Consider the following 19,147-nt stretch of genomic DNA (forward strand, 5'->3'; position numbering starts at 1 on the left):
CCGTATCCTTTCGAGGCTTCACCGACTGGCGCCGGTTCAGCTCATCCAATTGCCGCCATCGACGTTGTAGGTCTGCGAGACGACGTAGTCGCTCTCGGCTGACGCGAGGAAGATCGCCATGCCCGTCAGGTCCTCTGCCGTTCCCATCCGGCCGAAGGGCACCTCGGCGCCAACGAGCTTCTTCTTTTCGCCGCGCGGGCGGTTCTCGTATTTGGCAAACAGCGCATCGACGCCGTCCCAGTGTTCGCCATCGACCACGCCGGGCGCGATCGCGTTGACGTTGATGCCGTGCTTGATGAGGCCGAGGCCGGCCGACTGGGTGAGACTGATGACCGCCGCCTTGGTGGCGCAATAGACGGCGACCAGCGCCTCGCCGCGCCTGCCTGCCTGGCTTGCCATGTTGATGATCTTGCCGCCCCTGCCCTGATCGATCATCTGCCTGGCTGCGGCCTGCATCGTGAACAGCGTGCCCGATACGTTGATCGCAAACAGCCGGTCGTAGCTCTGACGGCTGATCTCGACGATCGGCGCAAGGTCGAAGAGCGCGGCATTGTTGACGAGAATGTCGAGCCCACCCGCCTGCCGGACGACGGCGGCGATCGCCTCGTCGATCGACGCCTGTTGGGTCACGTCCATCTCCACCGCATAGGCGCCGGCGCCGATCTCGGACGCTGTCTCACGCGCCCGCTCGATGTTGATGTCGGCGATCGCGACCGTGGCGCCCTCGCGGATATAGGCCTCCGCGAAGGCACGACCGATCCCTCGCGCAGATCCGGTGATCAGCGCGCTCTTCCCGTCGAGCCTCTTCATCGAACCGCCAGCCCCTTTTCGTCGAACCTGTGGACGCGCTGCGGATCGGGCGTCAGGAAGACCCGGTCACCATGGGTCACGGCGAAATCGCCGCTGACCCGCGCCGTCACCGTGCCGACATTGTCGACATTGACGTGCAGGAAGGTGTCGGAGCCGAGATGCTCGGCGACACCGACCGTGCCCTGCCAGGTTCCGCTTTCCTTCGAAAGCGCCAGATGTTCAGGCCGAATGCCCATCGTGTGCGCCTGATAGGCGGAAGCCGCCGCACCGCTGACGATGTTCATGCGCGGCGAGCCGATGAAGCCGGCGACGAACAGGTTGTCCGGCTTGTGGTAGAGGTCGAGGGGCGAGCCGACCTGCTCGATGCGACCACGATTGAGCACCACGATCTTGTCGGCCATGGTCATCGCCTCCACCTGGTCGTGGGTGACGTAGATCATCGTCGTCTTCAGGTCCTGGTGCAGTTGGCTGATTTCAAGCCGCATGTTGACGCGCAGCGCCGCGTCGAGGTTCGACAGCGGCTCGTCGAACAGGAACGCCTTCGGCTGGCGCACGATCGCTCGGCCGATCGCGACGCGCTGGCGCTGGCCGCCCGAAAGCTGGCGCGGCTTGCGGTCGAGATAGTCGGTGAGGTTCAACACGCGGGCTGCATCCGACACCTTCTTGTCGATGACGGCCTTGTCCTCGCCCGCCATTTTCAGGGGAAAGGCGATGTTGGAACGCACGCTCATATGCGGATAGAGCGCATAGGACTGGAACACCATCGACAGGCCGCGCTGTGCCGGTGGCAGTTCGGTGGCGTTCTTGCCGTCGATGACGATGTCGCCGTCACTGACGTCTTCGAGGCCGGCAATCAGCCGGAGCAGCGTCGACTTCCCGCAACCGGACGGTCCGACGAAGACGACGAACTCGCCATTGTTGATGTCGAGGTCGATCGAGGGGATGACGGCATGGGCGCCGAAGACCTTCGAAACCTTGCTGAGTGTAATGCTTCCCATTGTCGTATCCCTTATTTGACCGCGCCGAAGGTGAGGCCGCGTACGAGCTGCTTCTGCGAGAACCAGCCGAGTATGAGGATGGGGGCGATCGCCATGGTCGAGGCGGCCGAGAGCTTGGCGTAGAACAGGCCTTCAGGGCTCGAATAGGAGGCGATGAACGCCGTCAGCGGTGCTGCCTTGGCGGCACTGAGGTTCAGCGTCCAGAACGCCTCGTTCCAGGCGAGGATGATGTTCAAGAGCAGCGTCGAGGCGATGCCCGGGATCGCCATCGGCGTCAGCACATAGATGATCTCCTTGGAGAGCGATGCACCGTCCATGCGCGCGGCCTCCAGGATCTCGCCGGGGATTTCCTTGAAGTAGGTGTAAAGCATCCAGATGATGATCGGCAGGTTGATCAGCGTCAGCACGATCACGAGGCCGGTGCGGGTGTCGAGCAGGCCGGTGTTGCGGAACAACAGATACATCGGCACCAGCACACCGACCGACGGCATCATCTTGGTGGAGAGCATCCACATGAGCACGTCCTTGGTGCGCTTGGTCGGCGAGAACGCCATCGCCCAGGCGGACGGGATGGCGATGATCAGGCCGATCAGCGTCGAGCCGAAGGAGACGACGACCGAGTTCATGAAGTGCAGGAAGTAGTTCGAGCGGCTTTGCACCTCATGATAGTTTTCCGTCGTCCAGTCGAAAAAGAACAGCGACGGCGGTGATGCGATCGCCTCGGCCTCGGTCTTGAAGCTCGTCAGGAACGTCCAGAGGATCGGGAAGAAGATGAGGATGCCGATCGTCCAGGCGACGACGGTCACGACGATCTTTCTTTGGGTGGAGACGTTGCGTGCCATGGTTCTCAAGCCTCCAGCGTCTTGCCGATCATGCGCATCAGGAAGAATGCGACGATGTTGGCGAGGATGACCGCGATGATGCCGCCGGCCGAAGCACCGCCCACGTCGAACTGCAGCAGGGCCTGCGCATAGACGAGGAAGGTCAGGTTGGTGCTCTGCGTGCCCGGGCCGCCATTGGTGGTGACCAGAATTTCGGCAAAGACCGAGAGCAGGAAGATCGTCTGAATGAGGATGACGACGGTGATCGCGCGAGAAAGATGCGGCAACACCAGGTAGATGAAGCGGCTCCAGGCGCCGGCGCCGTCCATCTGCGCGGCTTCCTTCTGCTCCTCGTCGAGCGACTGCAGCGCCGTCAGAAGGATCAGTGTCGCGAACGGCAGCCACTGCCAGGCGACGATCAGGATCACCGACATCAGGGGTGCGTTGGCGAGAAAGTCGAAAGGCTGCAGCCCGAAGAGCTTGGCGATCCAGGCAAAGAGCCCATTGACCGGGTTCATGAACATGTTCTTCCAGACGAGTGCCGCGACCGTCGGCATGATCAGGAACGGCGCGATGACCAGAATGCGCACGATCCCCTGCCCGAACATCGGCTGGTCCAGCAGAAGCGCCAGCGCGATGCCGCCGATGACAGTGATGAACAACACGCCGAGCACGATCGCCAGCGTGTTGAAGAGCGCCTGGAAGAAAGCGGGATCGGTCAGGAAGTAGCTGTAGTTGGAAAAGCCCGCGAACTCCTCCATCCCCGGCATCAGAAGATTGTAGCGCAGGAACGAGAAGTAGATCGTCATGGCCAGCGGAACGATCATCCAGGCCAGAAGCAGAAGCACCGAAGGCGCAATCATCAGACGCGCGGCGGAGCGGGTGTGCAAGGTCGCCATGGCGTCCCCCCAAATGACGGAATTCAACGCTGTTTCGAGATCGGGTCGGGCGGCGCGTTTTTCCGCGCGAGCCCTGCGGCTACCTTCGGGATTTACCGGGGCGCCAGCCATTTGCGGCCAGCACCCCGGGCCCTTGGGAGCCTTACTTGATGTAACCGGCCTTGGTCATTTCGCGTTCGGTCAGCTTCTGGGCGCTGGCAAGCGCGTCGTCGACGCTCATCTGGCCGGCAAGAGCCGCCGAGAACTGCTGGCCGACCGCCGTGCCGAGACCCTGGAATTCCGGGATCGCCACGAACTGCACGCCGACATAGGGAACCGGCTTGACCGCCGGGTTCTTCGGGTCGGCCGCGTTGATCGAGTCGAGCGTCATCTTCGCGAAGGGTGCTGCCTTCTGGTACTCGGGGTTGGCGTAGAGCGAGGTGCGCGTGCCCGGAGGAACGTTCGCCCAGCCTTCCTTGTCTGCGACGAGCTTCAGATAGTCCTTGCCGGTTGCCCAGGAGATGAACTTCTCGGCCGAGGCGACCTTCTGCGAGCCCGCGGGGATCGCAAGGTTCCAGGCCCAGAGCCAGTTGCCGCGTTTGCCAAGGCCGGTGTCCGGCGCCAGCGCGAAGCCGACCTTGTCGGCAACGGTCGATTCCTTCGGGTTGGTGACGAAGGAAGCGGCCACCGTCGCATCGATCCACATGCCGCACTTGCCGGTCTGGAACAGCGACAGGTTCTCGTTGAAGCCGTTCGAGGATGCGCCGGGCGGTCCGGCGTCGTTCATCAGCTTGACGTAGAAGTCGAGCGCGTTCTTCCATTCGGGCTGGTCGAACTGCGGCTTCCAGTTCTCGTCGAACCAGCGGGCGCCAAAGGCGTTCGCGGTCGCCGTCAGGAAGGCCATGTTCTCGCCCCAGCCGGCCTTGCCGCGCAGGCAGATGCCGTAGACTTCGGCGTTCTTGTCGGTGATCTTGCGCGCCGCGTCGGCAATGAACTCCCAGGTCGGCGCGTCGGGCATGGTGAGCCCCGCCTTCTCGAACAGATCCTTGCGATACATCACCATCGAGCTTTCGCCGTAGAAGGGCGCCGCATAGAGCTTGCCGTCGATGGTGAGGCCGGAGCGGATCGCCGGCAAGAGGTCGTCGACATCGTAGTCGGCGCCGAGATTGTCGAGCGGCAGCAGCCAGCCCTGCTTCGCCCAGATCGGCACTTCATAGGTGCCGATCGTCATGATGTCGTACTGGCCGCCCTTGGTGGCGATATCGGTCGTCACGCGCTGGCGCAGCACGTTTTCCTCAAGCGTTACCCACTCGAGCTGAATGTCCGGATTCTTGGACGTGAAATCTTCCGTCAGCTTCTGCATCCGGATCATGTCGCCGTTGTTCACGGTCGCGATCGTCAGGGTTTCTGCTTGGGCCAGACCCGACAGTGCGACTGCCGAGCACGTGCCCAGCAGGAAAGTTCTCAAGTTCATCGACTTCCTCCCAGAAGAAATTGAGCATTTGCCTCGCTCATGGGCAATTACTCACTTCTCATGACGAATTGTCAATGCGCATTCGTTGCTGCGGCGCACACAGAAACATTAGAAGATTGTTTTGATTGCCGATTTTTTCGTTTCGCAAATGCGAAAGGCCGGCGCTGGGACCGGCCTTTTCAATCGTTTCGCATAACGATCATGCGTTGAGCAGATAGATCGCCGTCGCCTCATCGGTGATAAGGCCGTTGATAATGCCGCCCTTTACGGCCGCCCGCAGCGCCTCATATTTGCGCTGCCCCTTGGCAAGTCCGATGACAGACGCCCGGTCGCGCGGCGGCAAGGGAACGGAGGCGACGCGCTCGTTGAAGCTGCCCGAGAGCAACGCGCCATCATGATCGAACATCCAGCCACAGATCTCGCCCGCGGCACCCGCCTTGGTCAGACCGGCCATCTCGTCCTGGGCGAGGAACCCGTCCTGGCAGAGCGGCGCGTCCGGGCCGAGCTCGCCGACGCCGACGAAGGCGACATTGGCTTCGGCGCCTAGCTTCAGAGCCACCTGCACCAGGCTCTGGCTGTGCAGCACCTCCCGCTCCTCGGCCGAAGCGGCGAGCACCGGCAGCGGCATCGGAAAATGCCGGGCCTTGACCGCATCGGCCATGCTGAAGATGACGTTGTAATAGGCGGCCGAACCGTCGAGGCCGATATTGCCCGTGAGCGACACGATGCGGTGCTGCGGACATTCCATCGGCGGCAACTGATCGACCGCCGCTTTCAGCGTGCGCCCGGTACCGATCGCCAGCACCTGCGGCTCGGACGATTTCAGCCAGCGCTCGATCTCGGCCGCCCCGGCTTCCGCGATGCCAACGGTCGTCGAGGTCGAGCCGGGATCGCTCGGCACCACCTCCACATGTTTCAGTCCGTATTTGTCGCGAAGACCTGCGGCCGCCTCGAGGCAGGCGGCAATCGGATGGTCGAGCCGAACCTTGATCAGCCGCTCGGACATGGCGAGCGAAACCAACCGCTGCGCCGACTGGCGCGAGATTCCCATGACGGTGGCGATCTCATCCTGGGTGCGGCCAGCGACATAGTATAACCAGCCCGCCCGGGCAGCATCGTCAAGCCTGTTGTTCGCCTCGCCCCTGCGTGCCATCGCTGTTCTCCATCCCCCCCGATCACGATACTTTTGGATCCTGTCGATCCAAAAGTATCGTGATCGATCCTCATAAGCAGAGCGGGGTGCGGGCGGAAAACCGCGCACACTTTTCCTCACCCCGCTCTGATCTGCTGCCACTATTGCCCCGCCCTGTCAAACATCGGCCAAGAACAAGGGCTTGGCAGGTCTGCCGCAAGGCCCGGGATCACAAGGCTTTTCGCCCGTTTCGACCTTAAATTTTTACCGTTTGATAAAAAAATAAAGCGTGTTACCGTTCCATCATCCTGAGAAAACATTGGGAGCCAAAAATGGGAACGACACAATCTGGGATCCTCGGCGGCCGCCTGCCGCTCGGGGAGTACGAGAGCAATTTCTCCGACCTGCATCCACCGCTCGACAAGCACGAGGCCCTCGTCGCTTCCGACCGCTGTTATTTCTGTCATGACGCGCCGTGCATGACGGCCTGTCCCACCTCCATCGATATCCCGCTGTTCATTCGGCAGATATCGACCGGCAACCCGATCGGATCGGCCAAGACGATCTTCGATCAGAACATCCTGGGCGGCATGTGCGCCCGCGTCTGTCCCACCGAAACGCTGTGCGAACAGGCTTGCGTTCGCAACACCGCCGAGGAGCGCCCGGTCGAGATCGGCCGCCTGCAGCGCTATGCAACCGACGTGGCGATGAAAGAGAACAAGCAGTTCTACACCCGTGCTGAAACCTCCGGCCGCAAGATCGCCGTCGTCGGCGCCGGCCCGGCCGGCCTTGCTGCTGCCCATCGGTTGGCCGTCAAGGGCCACGACGTCGTGATCTACGATGCCCGGCCGAAGTCCGGCGGCCTCAATGAGTACGGCATTGCCGCCTACAAGTCGGTCGACGACTTCGCGCAGAAGGAAGTCGACTACGTGCTGGCGATCGGCGGCATCGAAGTGCGCCAGGGCCAGGCGATCGGCCGCGATTTCACCCTCGCCGACCTCTCGGAACAGTATGACGCCGTCTTCCTCGGCCTCGGCCTTGCGGGCGTGAACGCGCTGCGTCTCGAAGGCGAAAGTGCCGAAGGCGTTGACGATGCCGTCGACTTCATCGCCGCCCTTCGCCAGTCGAAGACCAAGGCCGATATCCCGGTCGGCCGTCGCGTCGTCGTCCTCGGTGGCGGCATGACCGCAATCGATGCGGCGGTGCAGGCAAAGCTGCTCGGCGCGGAAGAAGTGACTATCTGTTATCGCCGCGGCAAGGAGCACATGAACGCCTCCGAGTTCGAGCAGGACCTGGCGGCCTCCAAGGGAGTCACCATCCGCCACTGGCTGCAGCCGAAGCGCATTGCCGAAAAGGATGGCAAGGTCGCCGGCATCGAGCTGGAATACACCACGCTCGAAGACGGAAAGCTGACGGCGACCGGCGAAACCGGTATCATTGCTGCCGACCAGATCTTCAAGGCGATCGGCCAGAGCTTCCTCGGAGCAGGCCTCGGCGCGCTGCAACTCGAAGGCGGCCGCATTGTTGCCGACGCCGAAGGGCGCACGTCGCTGCCCAACGTCTGGGCCGGCGGCGACTGCGTGCTCGGCGGTGAAGACCTCACGGTCTCGGCCGTCGCCATGGGCCGCGACGCGGCTGAATCGATCAATCGGGCCTTCGCCGCGGCAGCGCCGCGCGCGAGCGCAGTTGCCTAAGGGATCGGGAGGAGAAACCAATGGCTGATCTTCGCAATAATTTTGTCGGCATCAAATCCCCGAACCCGTTCTGGCTGGCATCCGCCCCACCAACGGACAAAGCTTACAACGTCGAGCGCGCCTTCAAGGCGGGCTGGGGCGGCGTCGTCTGGAAGACGCTCGGCGAGGAAGGCCCGCCGGTCGTCAACGTCAACGGCCCGCGCTACGGCGCGATCTGGGGCGCCGACCGCCGGCTGCTCGGGCTGAACAACATCGAGCTCATCACCGACCGCGACCTCTATGTGAACCTGCGCGAAATGAAGCAGGTGAAGATGAACTGGCCGGATCGCGCCCTGATCGCCTCGATCATGGTGCCCTGCGAGGAAGAGGCGTGGAAGGCGATCCTGCCGCTGGTCGAGGAAACCGGCGCCGACGGCATCGAACTCAACTTCGGCTGTCCGCACGGCATGTCTGAACGTGGCATGGGTGCTGCGGTCGGCCAGGTGCCGGAATACATCGAGATGGTCGTGCGCTGGTGCAAGCAGTACACGCGCATGCCTGTCATCACCAAATTGACGCCCAATATCACCGACATCCGCAAGCCCGCCCGCGCCGCCAAGGCCGGCGGCACCGACGCGGTGTCGTTGATCAACACGATCAATTCGATCGTCTCGGTCGACCTCGACAACTTCGCCCCCAACCCGACGGTCGGCGGCAAGGGCACCCACGGCGGCTATTGCGGCCCGGCGGTGAAGCCGATCGCGCTCAATATGGTCGCCGAGATCGCTCGCGACCCGGAAACCTACGGCCTGCCGATCTCCGGCATCGGCGGCATCACCACCTGGCGCGACGCGGCCGAGTTCCTGGCACTTGGCGCCGGCAACGTCCAGGTCTGCACCGCAGCCATGACCTATGGCTTCAAGATCGTCCAGGAAATGATCTCGGGCCTCTCCGACTGGATGGACGCCAAGGGTCACCGCAACCTCGATGATATCACCGGACGCGCGGTCCCGAACGTTACCGACTGGCAGTATCTGAACCTCAACTACATCGCCAAGGCGAAGATCGACCAGGATGCCTGCATCAAGTGCGGTCGCTGCCACATCGCCTGCGAGGATACCTCGCACCAGGCGATCACGCAGTTCGTCAACGGCGTACGTCACTTCGAGGTAATGGAAGACGAGTGCGTTGGCTGCAATCTCTGCGTCAACGTCTGTCCCGTCGAAAACTGCATCACCATGGAAGAGCTGCCGGCCGGCACGCTCGACCAGCGCACCGGCAAGCCGGTCGATCCGAACTACGCCAACTGGACGACCCATCCGAACAACCCGATGGCCCGCCAGGCCGCTGAGTAGCGGATCTCGTCACTTCATCGAAACGCCGCCGGACCACAAATCCGGCGGCGTTTTCTCATGTGCCCTCAGAACTCGACGACGACCTTGCCGAACGGGCCGCGGTCGAGATGCGCCAAAGCCTCGCGGAACTGTTCGAACGAATAGCGCGCATCGATGACTGGCTTGATCGCGGTCCGGTCGATCGCCACGACGAAATCCTGCAGCGCCCGGCGGTGAGCGACGCCAATGCCCTGGATGACCGGCGATTTCAGCAGGACCGGCGTGACCGGCGCCGAGATCTCCGCGCCCTCGAACACCCCGATCACCGATATCCGCCCTTGCACGGCAACCGCCTGCAGCGACTTGCCAAGATTGGCACCGCCCGCCATCTCCAGAATATGATCGGCGCCGTGATCGCCGGTAATCTCGAGAACCCGCTCCGCCCAATCCTCTCTTACGCGGTTGATGCCATGGTCGGCGCCCAGAGCAAGCGCGCGCTCGAGCTTTTCCTGGCTGGCCGACGTGACGATGACCTCGGCGCCATGCGCCTTGGCGATCTGCAACCCGAACAGCGATACGCCGCCGGTGCCCTGCACGACCACGCGGTCGCCAGCCTTGGGATGCCCCTTCTCGACCAGGGCGAACCAGGCCGTCACCCCGGCACAGGGCAAGGTGCTCGCCTCGCCATCGTCCAGGCTCTCGGGTGCTGCTACGAACCAGTCCTCGGGGAAAGCGACATATTGCGACGCGACACCCGGGTTCAGGCCGCCAAGGGCAAACGACGTTGGGTGACGAGCCGTTCCCGGCTTTTGACCGTCGATCCAGGTCGGATCGAAAACGGAGATGACCCGATCGCCGGGCTGGAAGCGCGTCACGCCGCGGCCGACCGCTTCCACCACCCCTGCCATGTCGGAGCCCGGCACGAAGGGGAAGGAAAGCGGCATGCCCATGCCGTTTTCCAAGACCAGCTTGTCGCGAAAATTGAGCGACACGGCCGTCGTGCGAACCAGCACCTCACCTGGGCCCGGCTCCGGAACACGGCGCTCGGTAATTTTGAGGTTTTCGGCTCCAAGCGCGTCGATCGTCCATTCCTTCATCAGTCTTGCCATAGTCCGTTCCTTTCACTGCATTGATCTGATGGAGGAAGCATAGCGTTGAATTTATCTCTCCAGTTGCGATAAGAATTCGCCATATTGGTTCTCAAAAGGAGACAATCTTGGAGCGGTTGGGAGGCATTTCGATCTTCGTCGAGGCGGTCGAAGCTGGCGGATTTTCAGCGGCGGCCGAACGGCTGAACCTCTCGCGCTCCGCTGTCGGCAAGACGATTGCCAAGCTCGAACAAAGACTTGGCGTCCGGCTCTTCCATCGCACGACCCGCACGCAGAGCCTGACGGCCGAAGGCCAGCTCTATTATGAAAGTTGTCTCAGAGCCGTTGGTGAGATTCGTGCCGGCGAGGCACTGCTGGAATCGGGCAAGCAGGAGATCAGAGGTCGGCTGCGCATGTCCCTGCCCGTGGTTTTCGGACGGCAATGCGTCATGCCGCTCTTGTCGGAACTGCTGGGTCAGCACCCGCTCCTGGAACTCGACGTCAATTTCAGCGACCGCAGGGTCGATCTTGTCGAGGATGGCTTCGATCTCGCCATTCGCACAGGTCCACTGCCCGATGAACCCGATGTGATGGCGCGCAAGGTTGCCGACCAGCCCATGACGGTCTGCGCCTCCCCCGCCTACCTGCAGCGGCACGGCACGCCGCGCAGCATCGATGACCTTCTTCACCATCAGGCGATCCTCTATCGGCGCAGCAGCGATGCGCTTTCCTGGTCCTTCCCGGTCAAGGGAGCGGTACCCCGGCAGGTGACGCCGCCGGCACGGCTGAAACTGGACGACCTGACCTCGATCGCCGATGCGGCGGCAGACGGCTTCGGCCTTGCATGGCTGCCGTGCTGGCTGGTGCGCAGCCACATCGACTCAGGACGGCTCGTCCGCATTCTTACCGATGTGCCCGCCCTCTCCTTCGCAGCCCATGTCGTGTGGCCGCGCACGCAATACATGCCGCCGAAATTGCGGCTGATGATCGACACGCTGGCCGATCGACTGGCCCCCATGATGCAATGATCCGCGGAGCATTCCTGCTTCCGAAGGCGGCGGCGTGCGGATAATGGCCGGCTTTGGCGGCCGCTTCGCCCGGCTCTGCGGATCCCGCCCGCACCCGAGCGCGTTCCTGCGGCCGGATTCGGATGAATAGCGTGCTGCGCCGATAACGAACAGGACACGAAAACGAAACAGATTGTGTAAAAATGGTAAGTTGTCGGCTCGTACGATCTGGATGATAAGGGAGAACTCATACGGGGTGCCCCGCGGGCTCGATCAGGGCCGTAGCGCTGTCTCCGACGGTTTTGACCCTGCAGCCGGACGAAGCTCCGGCAGAGCCGGACTTGCTGCTTGACGATCATTTCGGCCAACCGACGCAAGCGAATGCACCTCGTCTCCGGGGCCATACTCGGTACGTTCGTTCTGGCGCATTTCTTCAACCACTCGCTCGGCCTGATCTCCGTCGAAGCGATGGAAACCGCCCGCAAAGGCTTCAATCTCATCTGGCACAGCCTGCCCGGCACGGTGCTGCTCTACGGCGCCCTGCTGCTGCATTTCGCCATGGCGCTCGAAAGCATCTATCGTCGGCAGACGCTCAGAATGCCGGCGCGCGAGGCGCTGAAGATCGTCTTCGGCCTCAGCCTGCCTTTCCTTTTGATCGGCCACGTGACGGCCGCACGCGTCGAGCCACTTCTCACCGGGGTCGACGCGGATTATCCGGACATGCTCCGCATGCTCTGGTCGAATTCCGTCAATGCCACGAGACAATCGCTCGCCCTGCTGCTCGTCTGGGGCCACGGCTGCCTCGGGGCTTGGTTCTGGATGCGCGGCCGAGCCTGGTTCCCGCGCTACGAAATCCTGCTCTACACAGTCGCGATCCTCGTGCCGATCTTCGCGCTGCTCGGCTTCGTCAGCGGCGCCCGCTCGATCGAGGACGGTTACGCCGAACATGGCGGCTACGGCGACCGTTCCTATTCGAAGCCTCCGTTCGACCTCACGCTTCTCGAGGATATTCGGCTCGGCCTCTATTTCGGCTTCGGCGGCCTGATCGCCGGCACGTTCCTGCTGCGGGCCATGCCAAAGGGCGGGCGCATTCGCGTGCGCTATCCCGACGGTCGGGTGGCCACCGTCAATCTCGGCTTCAGCGTGCTCGAGGCGAGTAGGGCCGCGGGCATCGCCCACGTCTCGGTCTGCGGCGGCCGTGGCCGATGCTCGACCTGCCGGGTACGCATCATCCAGGGGCTTGAAGACCAGCCGCCACCCGAGGATGCAGAGCTCGCGACACTCACCCGGATCGGCGCACCCGACAATGTCCGCCTCGCCTGCCAGTTTCGCCCTGTCCACAACGTCACCGTCGTGCCGATCCTCGACAGCGACAGCCTCGGCATCAAGAAGCAGATCGGCCGCGAGGGCGGCGAAGGTCGCGAACGGCGCATCGCCGTGCTCTTCTGCGACCTGCGCGGCTTCACCAGCATTGCCGAACACAAGCTGCCTTTCGACACCGTGTTCCTGCTCAACCGTTACTTCGAGATGGTGGGCGAAGCGGTCGAGGATTCCGGTGGCGTCATCGACAAGTTCATCGGCGACGGCGCATTGGCGATCTTCGGGCTGAAGAGCACCTACACGGAGGCCTGCCGGCAGTCGCTTGCCGCCGCCGTGCGCATATCCAAGGGCCTCGAGACGCTGAACCAGACCTTCCGCGGCGAACTCGACGAGCCGCTGCGCATCGCCATGGGCCTGCACGCCGGCCCAGCGATCATCGGGGAGATCGGCTACGGCCAAGCGACGTCGCTGACCGCGGTCGGCGATACGATCAACACGGCGAGCCGTCTGGAAGGCCTCGCCAAGGAACACGACGTACAATTGGCCGTCTCGGCCGAGCTCGTCAACCGCGCGGGCCTGGTGATCGAAGGGCATGAGCGGCTGGACATCGGCCTGCGCGGCCGGCAGGCGACGCTCGAAACCTGGATCGTCGGGGATGCAGCCGGTATCTCCGAAGCCTTGCAACCGGCACCGTCGAACGCGTAGTGCAACCCCTTGAAAGCGTGAAACAGTTTTCACGCCCGAAGTTGCATACCTTCAAGGCTTTGGATCTTTTCACGGTTTCAATGAAGCGCTGAAATGATCTAGTAGTGGAGATCCTTCCCGCCCTCGCCGCCGATCCAATCCGGAAGCCCGCATGAAACAGGACGTCTCCCCGAAAACCGCGCACCAGGTTCATGCGAAGGGCGCCGAGAAGCTGAAGGCGCACCTGGCGATGATGACCTTCGCCGTCCTGATCGCAGGCTCCTTTTCCTTCGGCGGCCTTGCCACCCAACATATGGGCGCCGGGCCGCTGACGCTCTGGCGCTATCTGTTGACCGTCGTGGTCCTTGGCCTGCTCACCTTCGGCTATGCGCGCGTTCCCTTTCGCTTTCCCAAGCAAGCGTGGCGTTTCGTGATCCTCGGCGGGTTGATCGCCGTCTACATGCTGACGATGTTCAAGGCGCTGGAGTTCACCAGCCCTGTTTCAACAGGCGCGGTCTTCACGCTGATGCCGCTCTTGAGCGCCGGCTTCGCGTTTGTGTTGCTCGGTCAGCATACACGCCCTGGCGTGCTCGCCGGGCTCATCATCGCTGCCCTTGGCGCCGTCTGGGTGATCTTTCGCGCCGACGTCGGCGCGATCCTTGCCTTCGACGTCGGCCAGGGCGAATTGATCTTCTTCGTCGGCGTCGTCTGCCACGCGGTCTATGTGCCGCTGATCCGCAAGTTCGGCCGAGAGGAAAGTCCATTCGCCTTCGGCTTCTGGGTGGCTGTCTTCACCGTGCCCTGGCTGCTGGTACCGGGCGCGGCCGGTCTCGTCACGGCCGATTTCGCCAGCCTGCCACCGGTCGTCTGGCTCGCCGTCCTCTATCTGGCCGTTGTGACCACGGCGATCACCTTCCTGCTCCTGCAATACGCCTCGATGCGGCTACCCGCATCGAAAGTGCTTGGCTACGGCTATCTGACGCCGAGCTTCATCATCCTGCTCGAAGGTCTGCTCGGTCATGGCTGGACCAGCCTGCCGGTGCTTGCCGGCGCGCTGACCACGGCCTGCGGCCTGCTGTTGATGGCGCTGCTGCCAGATTGAAAGGCGGCTCAAGCCGCCGGCTGCTCGCTCACCTGCAGCCCGTCGACGAAGAGCCGTTCGAGGAAGCGTGCCGCATCCTCGAAGCGCCCATCGCCAGCATTGCCCTGGCCGAGCACGGCGCGCACCTGCACGTCGAAGTCGGCGTAGTGCTGGGTGGTGGACCAGATCGCGAAGATCAGGTGATAGGGATCGCATTTGGCGATCTTGCCGGCTTTGGCCCAGGCCCGGATTACCTCGGCCTTCTCGTCGACCAGCGACTTCAAGGGCCCCTTGAGCTCGTCCTCGATATGCGGCGCGCCCTGCAGCACCTCGTTGGCGAAGAGCCGGCTTTCGCGCGGATAGTCACGGGCCATTTCGAGCTTGCGCCGAATATAGCTGCGGATTTCGGCGACCGGATTCCCCTCGGCGTTGAACTCCCGCAAGGGGTCGAGCCAGGTGTCGAGCACCCGGTCGATCAGCGCCCGGTGCATCGCTTCCTTGGTGCGGAAATAATAGAGCAAATTGGGCTTCGACATTCCCGCCACTTCGGCAATCTGGTCGACGGTCGAGCCGCGGAAACCGTTGGCGGAAAAGACTTCGAGCGCGGCCTCGAGAATGCGCTCTTCCTTCTCCCCTTGTATGCGGGTCCGCCTCTGGGTCCTGGCCGCTCTCGGTAATACCATCTTTCCCCCTGGCCATGCCTGCGCAGCTCGTCGCGCAGGAACCGGCTGCCCAATTTCCGGCCTCGCCATCTTATTGGGCAACAACTTCGTTTTTTTGTTTTTCCGGCTTGAGTGCCGCAACGGAAGTTGTAATGTTTACCAACCGGTCAAATTATCAGCCAGTTCACCGCCAAAGGCAACGGCTGATCGAAGGGCACCAGAAAAAACCAAGCCTGGATTTGACCACGGGAACATGAGGGCGCGCCGATCCAGGCAAAGCCCTGAAGAGATGAGGAGACCGCCGTGGCTGCACCTGGCGAGAACATGCGCGTCAATGCCGACCGCCTGTGGGATTCACTTATGGAAATGGCCAAGATCGGCCCTGGTGTCGCGGGCGGCAACAACCGCCAGACGCTGACCGACGAGGACGCCGAAGGGCGCCGGCTGTTCCAGTCCTGGTGCGAAAAGGCCGGCCTCACCATGGGCGTCGACACCATGGGCAATATGTTCTTCACAAGGCCCGGCACCGACCCGGATGCGCTGCCCGTCTATATCGGCTCGCATCTCGATACCCAGCCGACCGGCGGCAAGTATGACGGCGTCCTCGGCGTGCTCTCGGGCCTTGAGGTCGTTCGCTCGATGAACGATCTCGGCATCAAGACCAAGCATCCCGTCGTCGTCACCAACTGGACCAACGAGGAAGGCGCGCGCTTCGCGCCGGCCATGCTCGCATCGGGCGTCTTTGCCGGCGTGCACAGTCAGGATTTCGCCTATGGCCGCAAGGATCCGGAAGGAAAGACCTTCGGCGACGAACTGAAACGCATCGGCTGGGTCGGCGACGAGGAAGTCGGCGCCCGCAAGATGCACGCCTATTTCGAGTACCATATCGAGCAGGGCCCGATCCTCGAAGCAGAGGGCAAGGACATCGGCGTCGTCACCCACTGTCAGGGCCTGTGGTGGCTGGAGTTCACGCTCACCGGCCGCGAAGCCCATACGGGCTCGACGCCAATGAACATGCGCGTCAACGCCGGCCTTGCCATGGCCCGCATCCTGGAAATGGTCCAGGGCGTCGCGATGGAAAACCAGCCGGGCGCCGTCGGCGGCGTCGGCCAAGTGTTCTTCTCACCCAATTCCCGCAATGTGCTGCCGGGCAAAGTGGTCTTCACCGTCGACATCCGCTCGCCGGACAGGGCCAAGCTCGACCGCATGCGGGCAAAGATCGAGGCCGAGGCACCGAAGATCACTGACGCGCTTGGCGTCGGCTGTTCCATCGAGGCGATCGGCCATTTCGAGCCGGTCACCTTCGATCCAAAGCTCGTCAGCGCCGTGCGTAACGCCGCCGAGCATCTCGGCTACAGCCACATGAACCTCATCTCGGGCGCCGGGCATGATGCCTGCTGGGCCGCCAAGGTGGCGCCGACGACGATGATCATGTGCCCCTGCGTCGGTGGCCTCAGCCACAACGAGGCGGAGGACATCTCCAGGGAGTGGGCCAGCGCCGGCGCCGACGTCCTCTTCCACGCCGTCGTCGAAACGGCCGAAATCGTCGAATGAGTTTGCGGGCGGGACGAAAGTTCCGCCCTTTTTCGTGGCGGTTGCCTGGCCGCCGGAAGAGCAATCGCGAGGATCAAGAACCATGAGCACTGTCATCAAGGGTGGAACCATCGTCACCGCCGACCTGACCTACAAGGCGGACGTCAAGATCGAGGGCGGAAAGATCGTCGAGATCGGCCCGAACCTTTCCGGAACCGAGACGCTGGACGCGAACGGCTGCTACATCATGCCCGGCGGCATCGATCCGCACACCCATCTCGAAATGCCCTTTATGGGCACCTATTCCTCGGACGATTTCGAAAGCGGAACGCGGGCAGCACTCGCCGGCGGCACGACCATGGTGGTCGACTTTGCGCTGCCCTCGCCCAACCAGTCGCTGCTCGAAGCGCTGACCATGTGGGACAACAAATCCACCCGTGCGAACTGCGACTATTCCTTCCACATGGCAATCACCTGGTGGAGCGAGCAGGTCTTCAACGAGATGGAGACCATCGTCAAAGACAAGGGCATCAACACCTTCAAGCACTTCATGGCCTATAAGGGCGCACTGATGGTGGATGACGACGAAATGTTCTCGTCCTTCCAGCGCTGCGCCGCCCTCGGCGCGCTACCACTGGTGCATGCCGAAAACGGCGACGTGGTCGCCCAGCTCCAGGCAAAGCTGCTGTCAGAAGGCAACAACGGGCCGGAGGCGCACGCCTATTCGCGTCCGGCCGAAGTCGAGGGCGAAGCGACCAACCGCGCGATCATGATCGCCGACATGGCCGGATGCCCCGTCTACATCGTGCACACCTCCTGTGAGCAGGCGCATGAAGCGATCCGCCGCGCCCGCTCCAAGGGCATGCGCGTGTTCGGCGAACCGCTGATCCAGCATCTGACGCTGGATGAAACCGAATACTTCAACAAGGACTGGGACCATGCAGCCCGCCGCGTAATGTCGCCCCCCTTCCGCAACAAGCTGCATCAGGACAGTCTCTGGGCAGGCCTTGCCTCGGGCTCGCTGCAGGTAGTGGCGACCGACCACTGCGCCTTTACATCCGAGCAGAAGCGCTTCGGCGTTGGCGATTTCACCAAGATCCCGAACGGCACCGGTGGCCTCGAAGACCGCATGCCGATGCTCTGGACCCATGGCGTCAACACCGGCCGCATCACCATGAACGAGTTCGTGGCCGTGACCTCGACCAACATTGCCAAGATCCTCAACATCTACCCGAAGAAGGGCGCAATCCTTGTTGGCGCCGATGCCGACCTCGTCGTCTGGGATCCGAAGCGCACCAAGACGATCTCCGCCAAGAGCCAGCAGTCGGCGATCGACTACAACGTCTTCGAAGGCAAGGAGGTAAAGGGCCTGCCGCGCTTTACCCTTACCCGCGGCGTCGTCGCGATCGAGGAGAGCACGGTCAAGACCCGCGAGGGCCACGGCGAATTTGTCCGCCGCGATCCTTTCCCAGCCGTGAGTTCGGCCCTTTCCACCTGGAAGGAAGTCACCGCCCCCCGCGCCGTCCAGCGCAGCGGCATCCCGGCCACGGGCGTTTGAATGAAGGAGAACACGAACAGGGTGTTGCCGATACCTGCACGTCAGCGCGAGGTTTGGTTTCCGCAGCTCCACGCGGCGGCAGCCCTCGTCGGCACATACACGGCATCTGCCCTGTTGGTGATCATTGAGCCGAAATCGATTGCCGGCATCCCTTTGCAGGTAATCATTCCCGCCGGCCTTCTTGTGCCCTTCTGCGCCTCATTGTTCGCATTGGTCATCTTCGCGCCGGCAAGCTTCGGAATTTACCGACTGATGGAGCGATTTCGGGTACGCAACCTTAGCCTTCACTGCTTCGCAGGCGTCCTCTGCGTGGCTTCGACAGGTGCTGCCGTCCTCCTCCTGGGGCAGGCGGCGTCGTTCTTCGGATACGTTCGCGCAGATGCAGAGGCAACAGGTCTCCTCGCCTCGATGAAAGGCTCCGGGGATCTCCTGCTCCTCGCAGTCGCTGCCATCAGCGGGGCCGCCGGAGGAGCAGCCTTCTACTTCGCGCGGAAAATAAGACTTGCCGAGATCTCCGTTGCGCAGACAGTCGGAGGACGATCATAGATGGTCCAGATCCTGTCGATCCGGTCGCTACGTTTGCCTCCTTCCGTCAGCTTAGCCGACGCTCCCCCACATCTCTGTCCCACCGGACATGTCCCGCCACCTTGGCGGGGCGTTTCGGCCTGGGAGCCGTCAGGCGGGCACGAGCTGATCGAGCTCGGGCAGCAGCACGAGGCTTTCGCGCTGGTTCGGATCCGTGCGCGCGATGACGGCCGAACAGGGCGCGTTCGAGCGGTTCTCCGGCAGATGCGGCATGCCGGCGGGGATGTAGACCATCTCACCGGCCCTAGCGACGATGTGCTCCTCAAGCCTCTCGCCAAACCAGGTCCAGGCCTCCCCGGAAAGCACGTAGATCGCCGTCTCGTGGCTCTCGTGCAGATGCGCCTTGGCGCGCGCACCGGGCGGGATCGTGACGATGTGCATGCAGAGCCCGGTTGCCCCGACGGTCTCCGCTGTAATGCCCTCGAAATAGTTGAGCCCCTGCTGGCCGGCCACGGCGCCTTCAGGACGAACCACGCGACAGCCCGGATTGGATGATCGAGACATGAGCG

At 62.9% G+C, this 19,147-nt stretch carries 17 protein-coding genes; 8 read left to right on the top strand and 9 right to left on the bottom strand.

Going from position 1 to position 19,147, the window contains the following annotated elements:
• Nucleotides 1-36: 36 nt before the first annotated feature.
• The 6 genes from FA04_RS12990 to FA04_RS13015 form a co-directional block, all read right to left on the bottom strand.
• Complete coding sequence (locus FA04_RS12990) at nt 37-810, bottom strand: L-iditol 2-dehydrogenase (protein ID WP_034794082.1); 774 nt, start codon at nt 808-810, stop codon at nt 37-39.
• A complete protein-coding gene (locus tag FA04_RS12995; RefSeq protein ID WP_034794095.1) occupies nt 807-1,808 on the bottom strand; it encodes an ABC transporter ATP-binding protein in 1,002 nt (333 codons plus the stop codon). The genes FA04_RS12990 and FA04_RS12995 overlap by 4 nt, the downstream gene beginning before the upstream one ends.
• Nucleotides 1,809-1,819: 11 nt before the next feature.
• Nucleotides 1,820-2,650 carry a carbohydrate ABC transporter permease gene (locus FA04_RS13000; protein WP_034794097.1) on the bottom strand — a complete coding sequence of 277 codons (831 nt, stop codon included), beginning with the start codon at nt 2,648-2,650 and terminating at the stop codon, nt 1,820-1,822.
• Nucleotides 2,651-2,655: 5 nt separating this feature from the next.
• Nucleotides 2,656-3,528, bottom strand: a complete 873-nt coding sequence (locus FA04_RS13005) for a carbohydrate ABC transporter permease (protein WP_034794260.1) — start codon at nt 3,526-3,528, stop codon at nt 2,656-2,658.
• 142 nt (nt 3,529-3,670) lie between these two features.
• On the bottom strand, nt 3,671-4,981 hold the full coding sequence (locus FA04_RS13010) for an ABC transporter substrate-binding protein (RefSeq protein WP_034794099.1): 1,311 nt from the start codon (nt 4,979-4,981) through the stop codon (nt 3,671-3,673).
• Nucleotides 4,982-5,180: 199 nt separating this feature from the next.
• Nucleotides 5,181-6,134 (bottom strand): sugar-binding transcriptional regulator, encoded by a 954-nt coding sequence (locus FA04_RS13015; protein ID WP_034794101.1) that lies wholly within the window; start codon nt 6,132-6,134, stop codon nt 5,181-5,183.
• 311 nt (nt 6,135-6,445) lie between these two features.
• Between FA04_RS13015 and FA04_RS13020 the strand changes: the two genes are divergently transcribed.
• Nucleotides 6,446-7,807: an NAD(P)-dependent oxidoreductase gene (locus tag FA04_RS13020; RefSeq protein WP_034794104.1), complete on the top strand. Its 1,362-nt coding sequence runs from the start codon at nt 6,446-6,448 to the stop codon at nt 7,805-7,807.
• A gap of 20 nt (nt 7,808-7,827) precedes the next feature.
• Nucleotides 7,828-9,141 carry an NAD-dependent dihydropyrimidine dehydrogenase subunit PreA gene (gene preA / locus FA04_RS13025; protein ID WP_034794108.1) on the top strand — a complete coding sequence of 438 codons (1,314 nt, stop codon included), beginning with the start codon at nt 7,828-7,830 and terminating at the stop codon, nt 9,139-9,141.
• Nucleotides 9,142-9,206: 65 nt separating this feature from the next.
• Here the strand turns inward: preA and FA04_RS13030 are convergent, their stop codons facing one another.
• Nucleotides 9,207-10,229 carry a zinc-dependent alcohol dehydrogenase family protein gene (locus FA04_RS13030; RefSeq protein WP_034794110.1) on the bottom strand — a complete coding sequence of 341 codons (1,023 nt, stop codon included), beginning with the start codon at nt 10,227-10,229 and terminating at the stop codon, nt 9,207-9,209.
• A 107-nt stretch (nt 10,230-10,336) separates the two neighbouring features.
• On the opposite strand from FA04_RS13030, the gene FA04_RS13035 reads away from it, so the two are divergent.
• From FA04_RS13035 to FA04_RS13045, 3 genes are all read left to right on the top strand, one after another.
• Nucleotides 10,337-11,236: a LysR family transcriptional regulator gene (locus FA04_RS13035; protein ID WP_034794112.1), complete on the top strand. Its 900-nt coding sequence runs from the start codon at nt 10,337-10,339 to the stop codon at nt 11,234-11,236.
• Between the two features lie 327 nt (nt 11,237-11,563).
• A complete protein-coding gene (locus FA04_RS13040) occupies nt 11,564-13,240 on the top strand; it encodes an adenylate/guanylate cyclase domain-containing protein (protein ID WP_034794114.1) in 1,677 nt (558 codons plus the stop codon).
• A gap of 151 nt (nt 13,241-13,391) precedes the next feature.
• Nucleotides 13,392-14,321 (top strand): DMT family transporter, encoded by a 930-nt coding sequence (locus FA04_RS13045; protein WP_051659304.1) that lies wholly within the window; start codon nt 13,392-13,394, stop codon nt 14,319-14,321.
• Nucleotides 14,322-14,329: 8 nt separating this feature from the next.
• Here the strand turns inward: FA04_RS13045 and FA04_RS13050 are convergent, their stop codons facing one another.
• A complete protein-coding gene (locus FA04_RS13050; protein ID WP_034794116.1) occupies nt 14,330-14,983 on the bottom strand; it encodes a TetR family transcriptional regulator C-terminal domain-containing protein in 654 nt (217 codons plus the stop codon).
• A 282-nt stretch (nt 14,984-15,265) separates the two neighbouring features.
• Between FA04_RS13050 and FA04_RS13055 the strand changes: the two genes are divergently transcribed.
• The 3 genes from FA04_RS13055 to FA04_RS13065 all read left to right on the top strand — a co-directional run bounded on the left by FA04_RS13055 (nt 15,266) and on the right by FA04_RS13065 (nt 18,599).
• Nucleotides 15,266-16,516 (top strand): Zn-dependent hydrolase, encoded by a 1,251-nt coding sequence (locus tag FA04_RS13055; protein WP_090426347.1) that lies wholly within the window; start codon nt 15,266-15,268, stop codon nt 16,514-16,516.
• Between the two features lie 82 nt (nt 16,517-16,598).
• Nucleotides 16,599-18,053: a dihydropyrimidinase gene (gene hydA, locus FA04_RS13060; protein ID WP_034794120.1), complete on the top strand. Its 1,455-nt coding sequence runs from the start codon at nt 16,599-16,601 to the stop codon at nt 18,051-18,053.
• Nucleotides 18,054-18,599 carry a hypothetical protein gene (locus FA04_RS13065; protein WP_034794122.1) on the top strand — a complete coding sequence of 182 codons (546 nt, stop codon included), beginning with the start codon at nt 18,054-18,056 and terminating at the stop codon, nt 18,597-18,599.
• A gap of 129 nt (nt 18,600-18,728) precedes the next feature.
• Here the strand turns inward: FA04_RS13065 and FA04_RS13070 are convergent, their stop codons facing one another.
• Entirely contained in the window at nt 18,729-19,142 is a 414-nt protein-coding gene (locus FA04_RS13070; RefSeq protein WP_034794134.1) for a cupin domain-containing protein, read from the bottom strand.
• Between the last annotated feature and the right edge of the window lie 5 nt (nt 19,143-19,147).

Source organism: Ensifer adhaerens, from assembly GCF_000697965.2.
Classification (GTDB): domain Bacteria; phylum Pseudomonadota; class Alphaproteobacteria; order Rhizobiales; family Rhizobiaceae; genus Ensifer; species Ensifer adhaerens.

What these genes read in the sequence shown, in the direction of transcription:
- FA04_RS12995 (WP_034794095.1), bottom strand. Translation starts at nt 1,808, where the DNA reads ATGGGAAGCATTACACTCAGCAAGGTTTCGAAGGTCTTCGGCGCCCAT.
- FA04_RS13000 (WP_034794097.1), bottom strand. Translation starts at nt 2,650, where the DNA reads ATGGCACGCAACGTCTCCACCCAAAGAAAGATCGTCGTGACCGTCGTC.
- hydA (WP_034794120.1), top strand. Translation starts at nt 16,599, where the DNA reads ATGAGCACTGTCATCAAGGGTGGAACCATCGTCACCGCCGACCTGACC.
- FA04_RS13030 (WP_034794110.1), bottom strand. Translation starts at nt 10,229, where the DNA reads ATGGCAAGACTGATGAAGGAATGGACGATCGACGCGCTTGGAGCCGAA.
- FA04_RS13070 (WP_034794134.1), bottom strand. Translation starts at nt 19,142, where the DNA reads ATGTCTCGATCATCCAATCCGGGCTGTCGCGTGGTTCGTCCTGAAGGC.
- FA04_RS13050 (WP_034794116.1), bottom strand. Translation starts at nt 14,983, where the DNA reads ATGGTATTACCGAGAGCGGCCAGGACCCAGAGGCGGACCCGCATACAA.
- FA04_RS13065 (WP_034794122.1), top strand. Translation starts at nt 18,054, where the DNA reads ATGAAGGAGAACACGAACAGGGTGTTGCCGATACCTGCACGTCAGCGC.
- FA04_RS13045 (WP_051659304.1), top strand. Translation starts at nt 13,392, where the DNA reads ATGAAACAGGACGTCTCCCCGAAAACCGCGCACCAGGTTCATGCGAAG.
- FA04_RS13020 (WP_034794104.1), top strand. Translation starts at nt 6,446, where the DNA reads ATGGGAACGACACAATCTGGGATCCTCGGCGGCCGCCTGCCGCTCGGG.
- FA04_RS13015 (WP_034794101.1), bottom strand. Translation starts at nt 6,134, where the DNA reads ATGGCACGCAGGGGCGAGGCGAACAACAGGCTTGACGATGCTGCCCGG.
- FA04_RS13005 (WP_034794260.1), bottom strand. Translation starts at nt 3,528, where the DNA reads ATGGCGACCTTGCACACCCGCTCCGCCGCGCGTCTGATGATTGCGCCT.
- FA04_RS13010 (WP_034794099.1), bottom strand. Translation starts at nt 4,981, where the DNA reads ATGAACTTGAGAACTTTCCTGCTGGGCACGTGCTCGGCAGTCGCACTG.
- preA (WP_034794108.1), top strand. Translation starts at nt 7,828, where the DNA reads ATGGCTGATCTTCGCAATAATTTTGTCGGCATCAAATCCCCGAACCCG.
- FA04_RS12990 (WP_034794082.1), bottom strand. Translation starts at nt 810, where the DNA reads ATGAAGAGGCTCGACGGGAAGAGCGCGCTGATCACCGGATCTGCGCGA.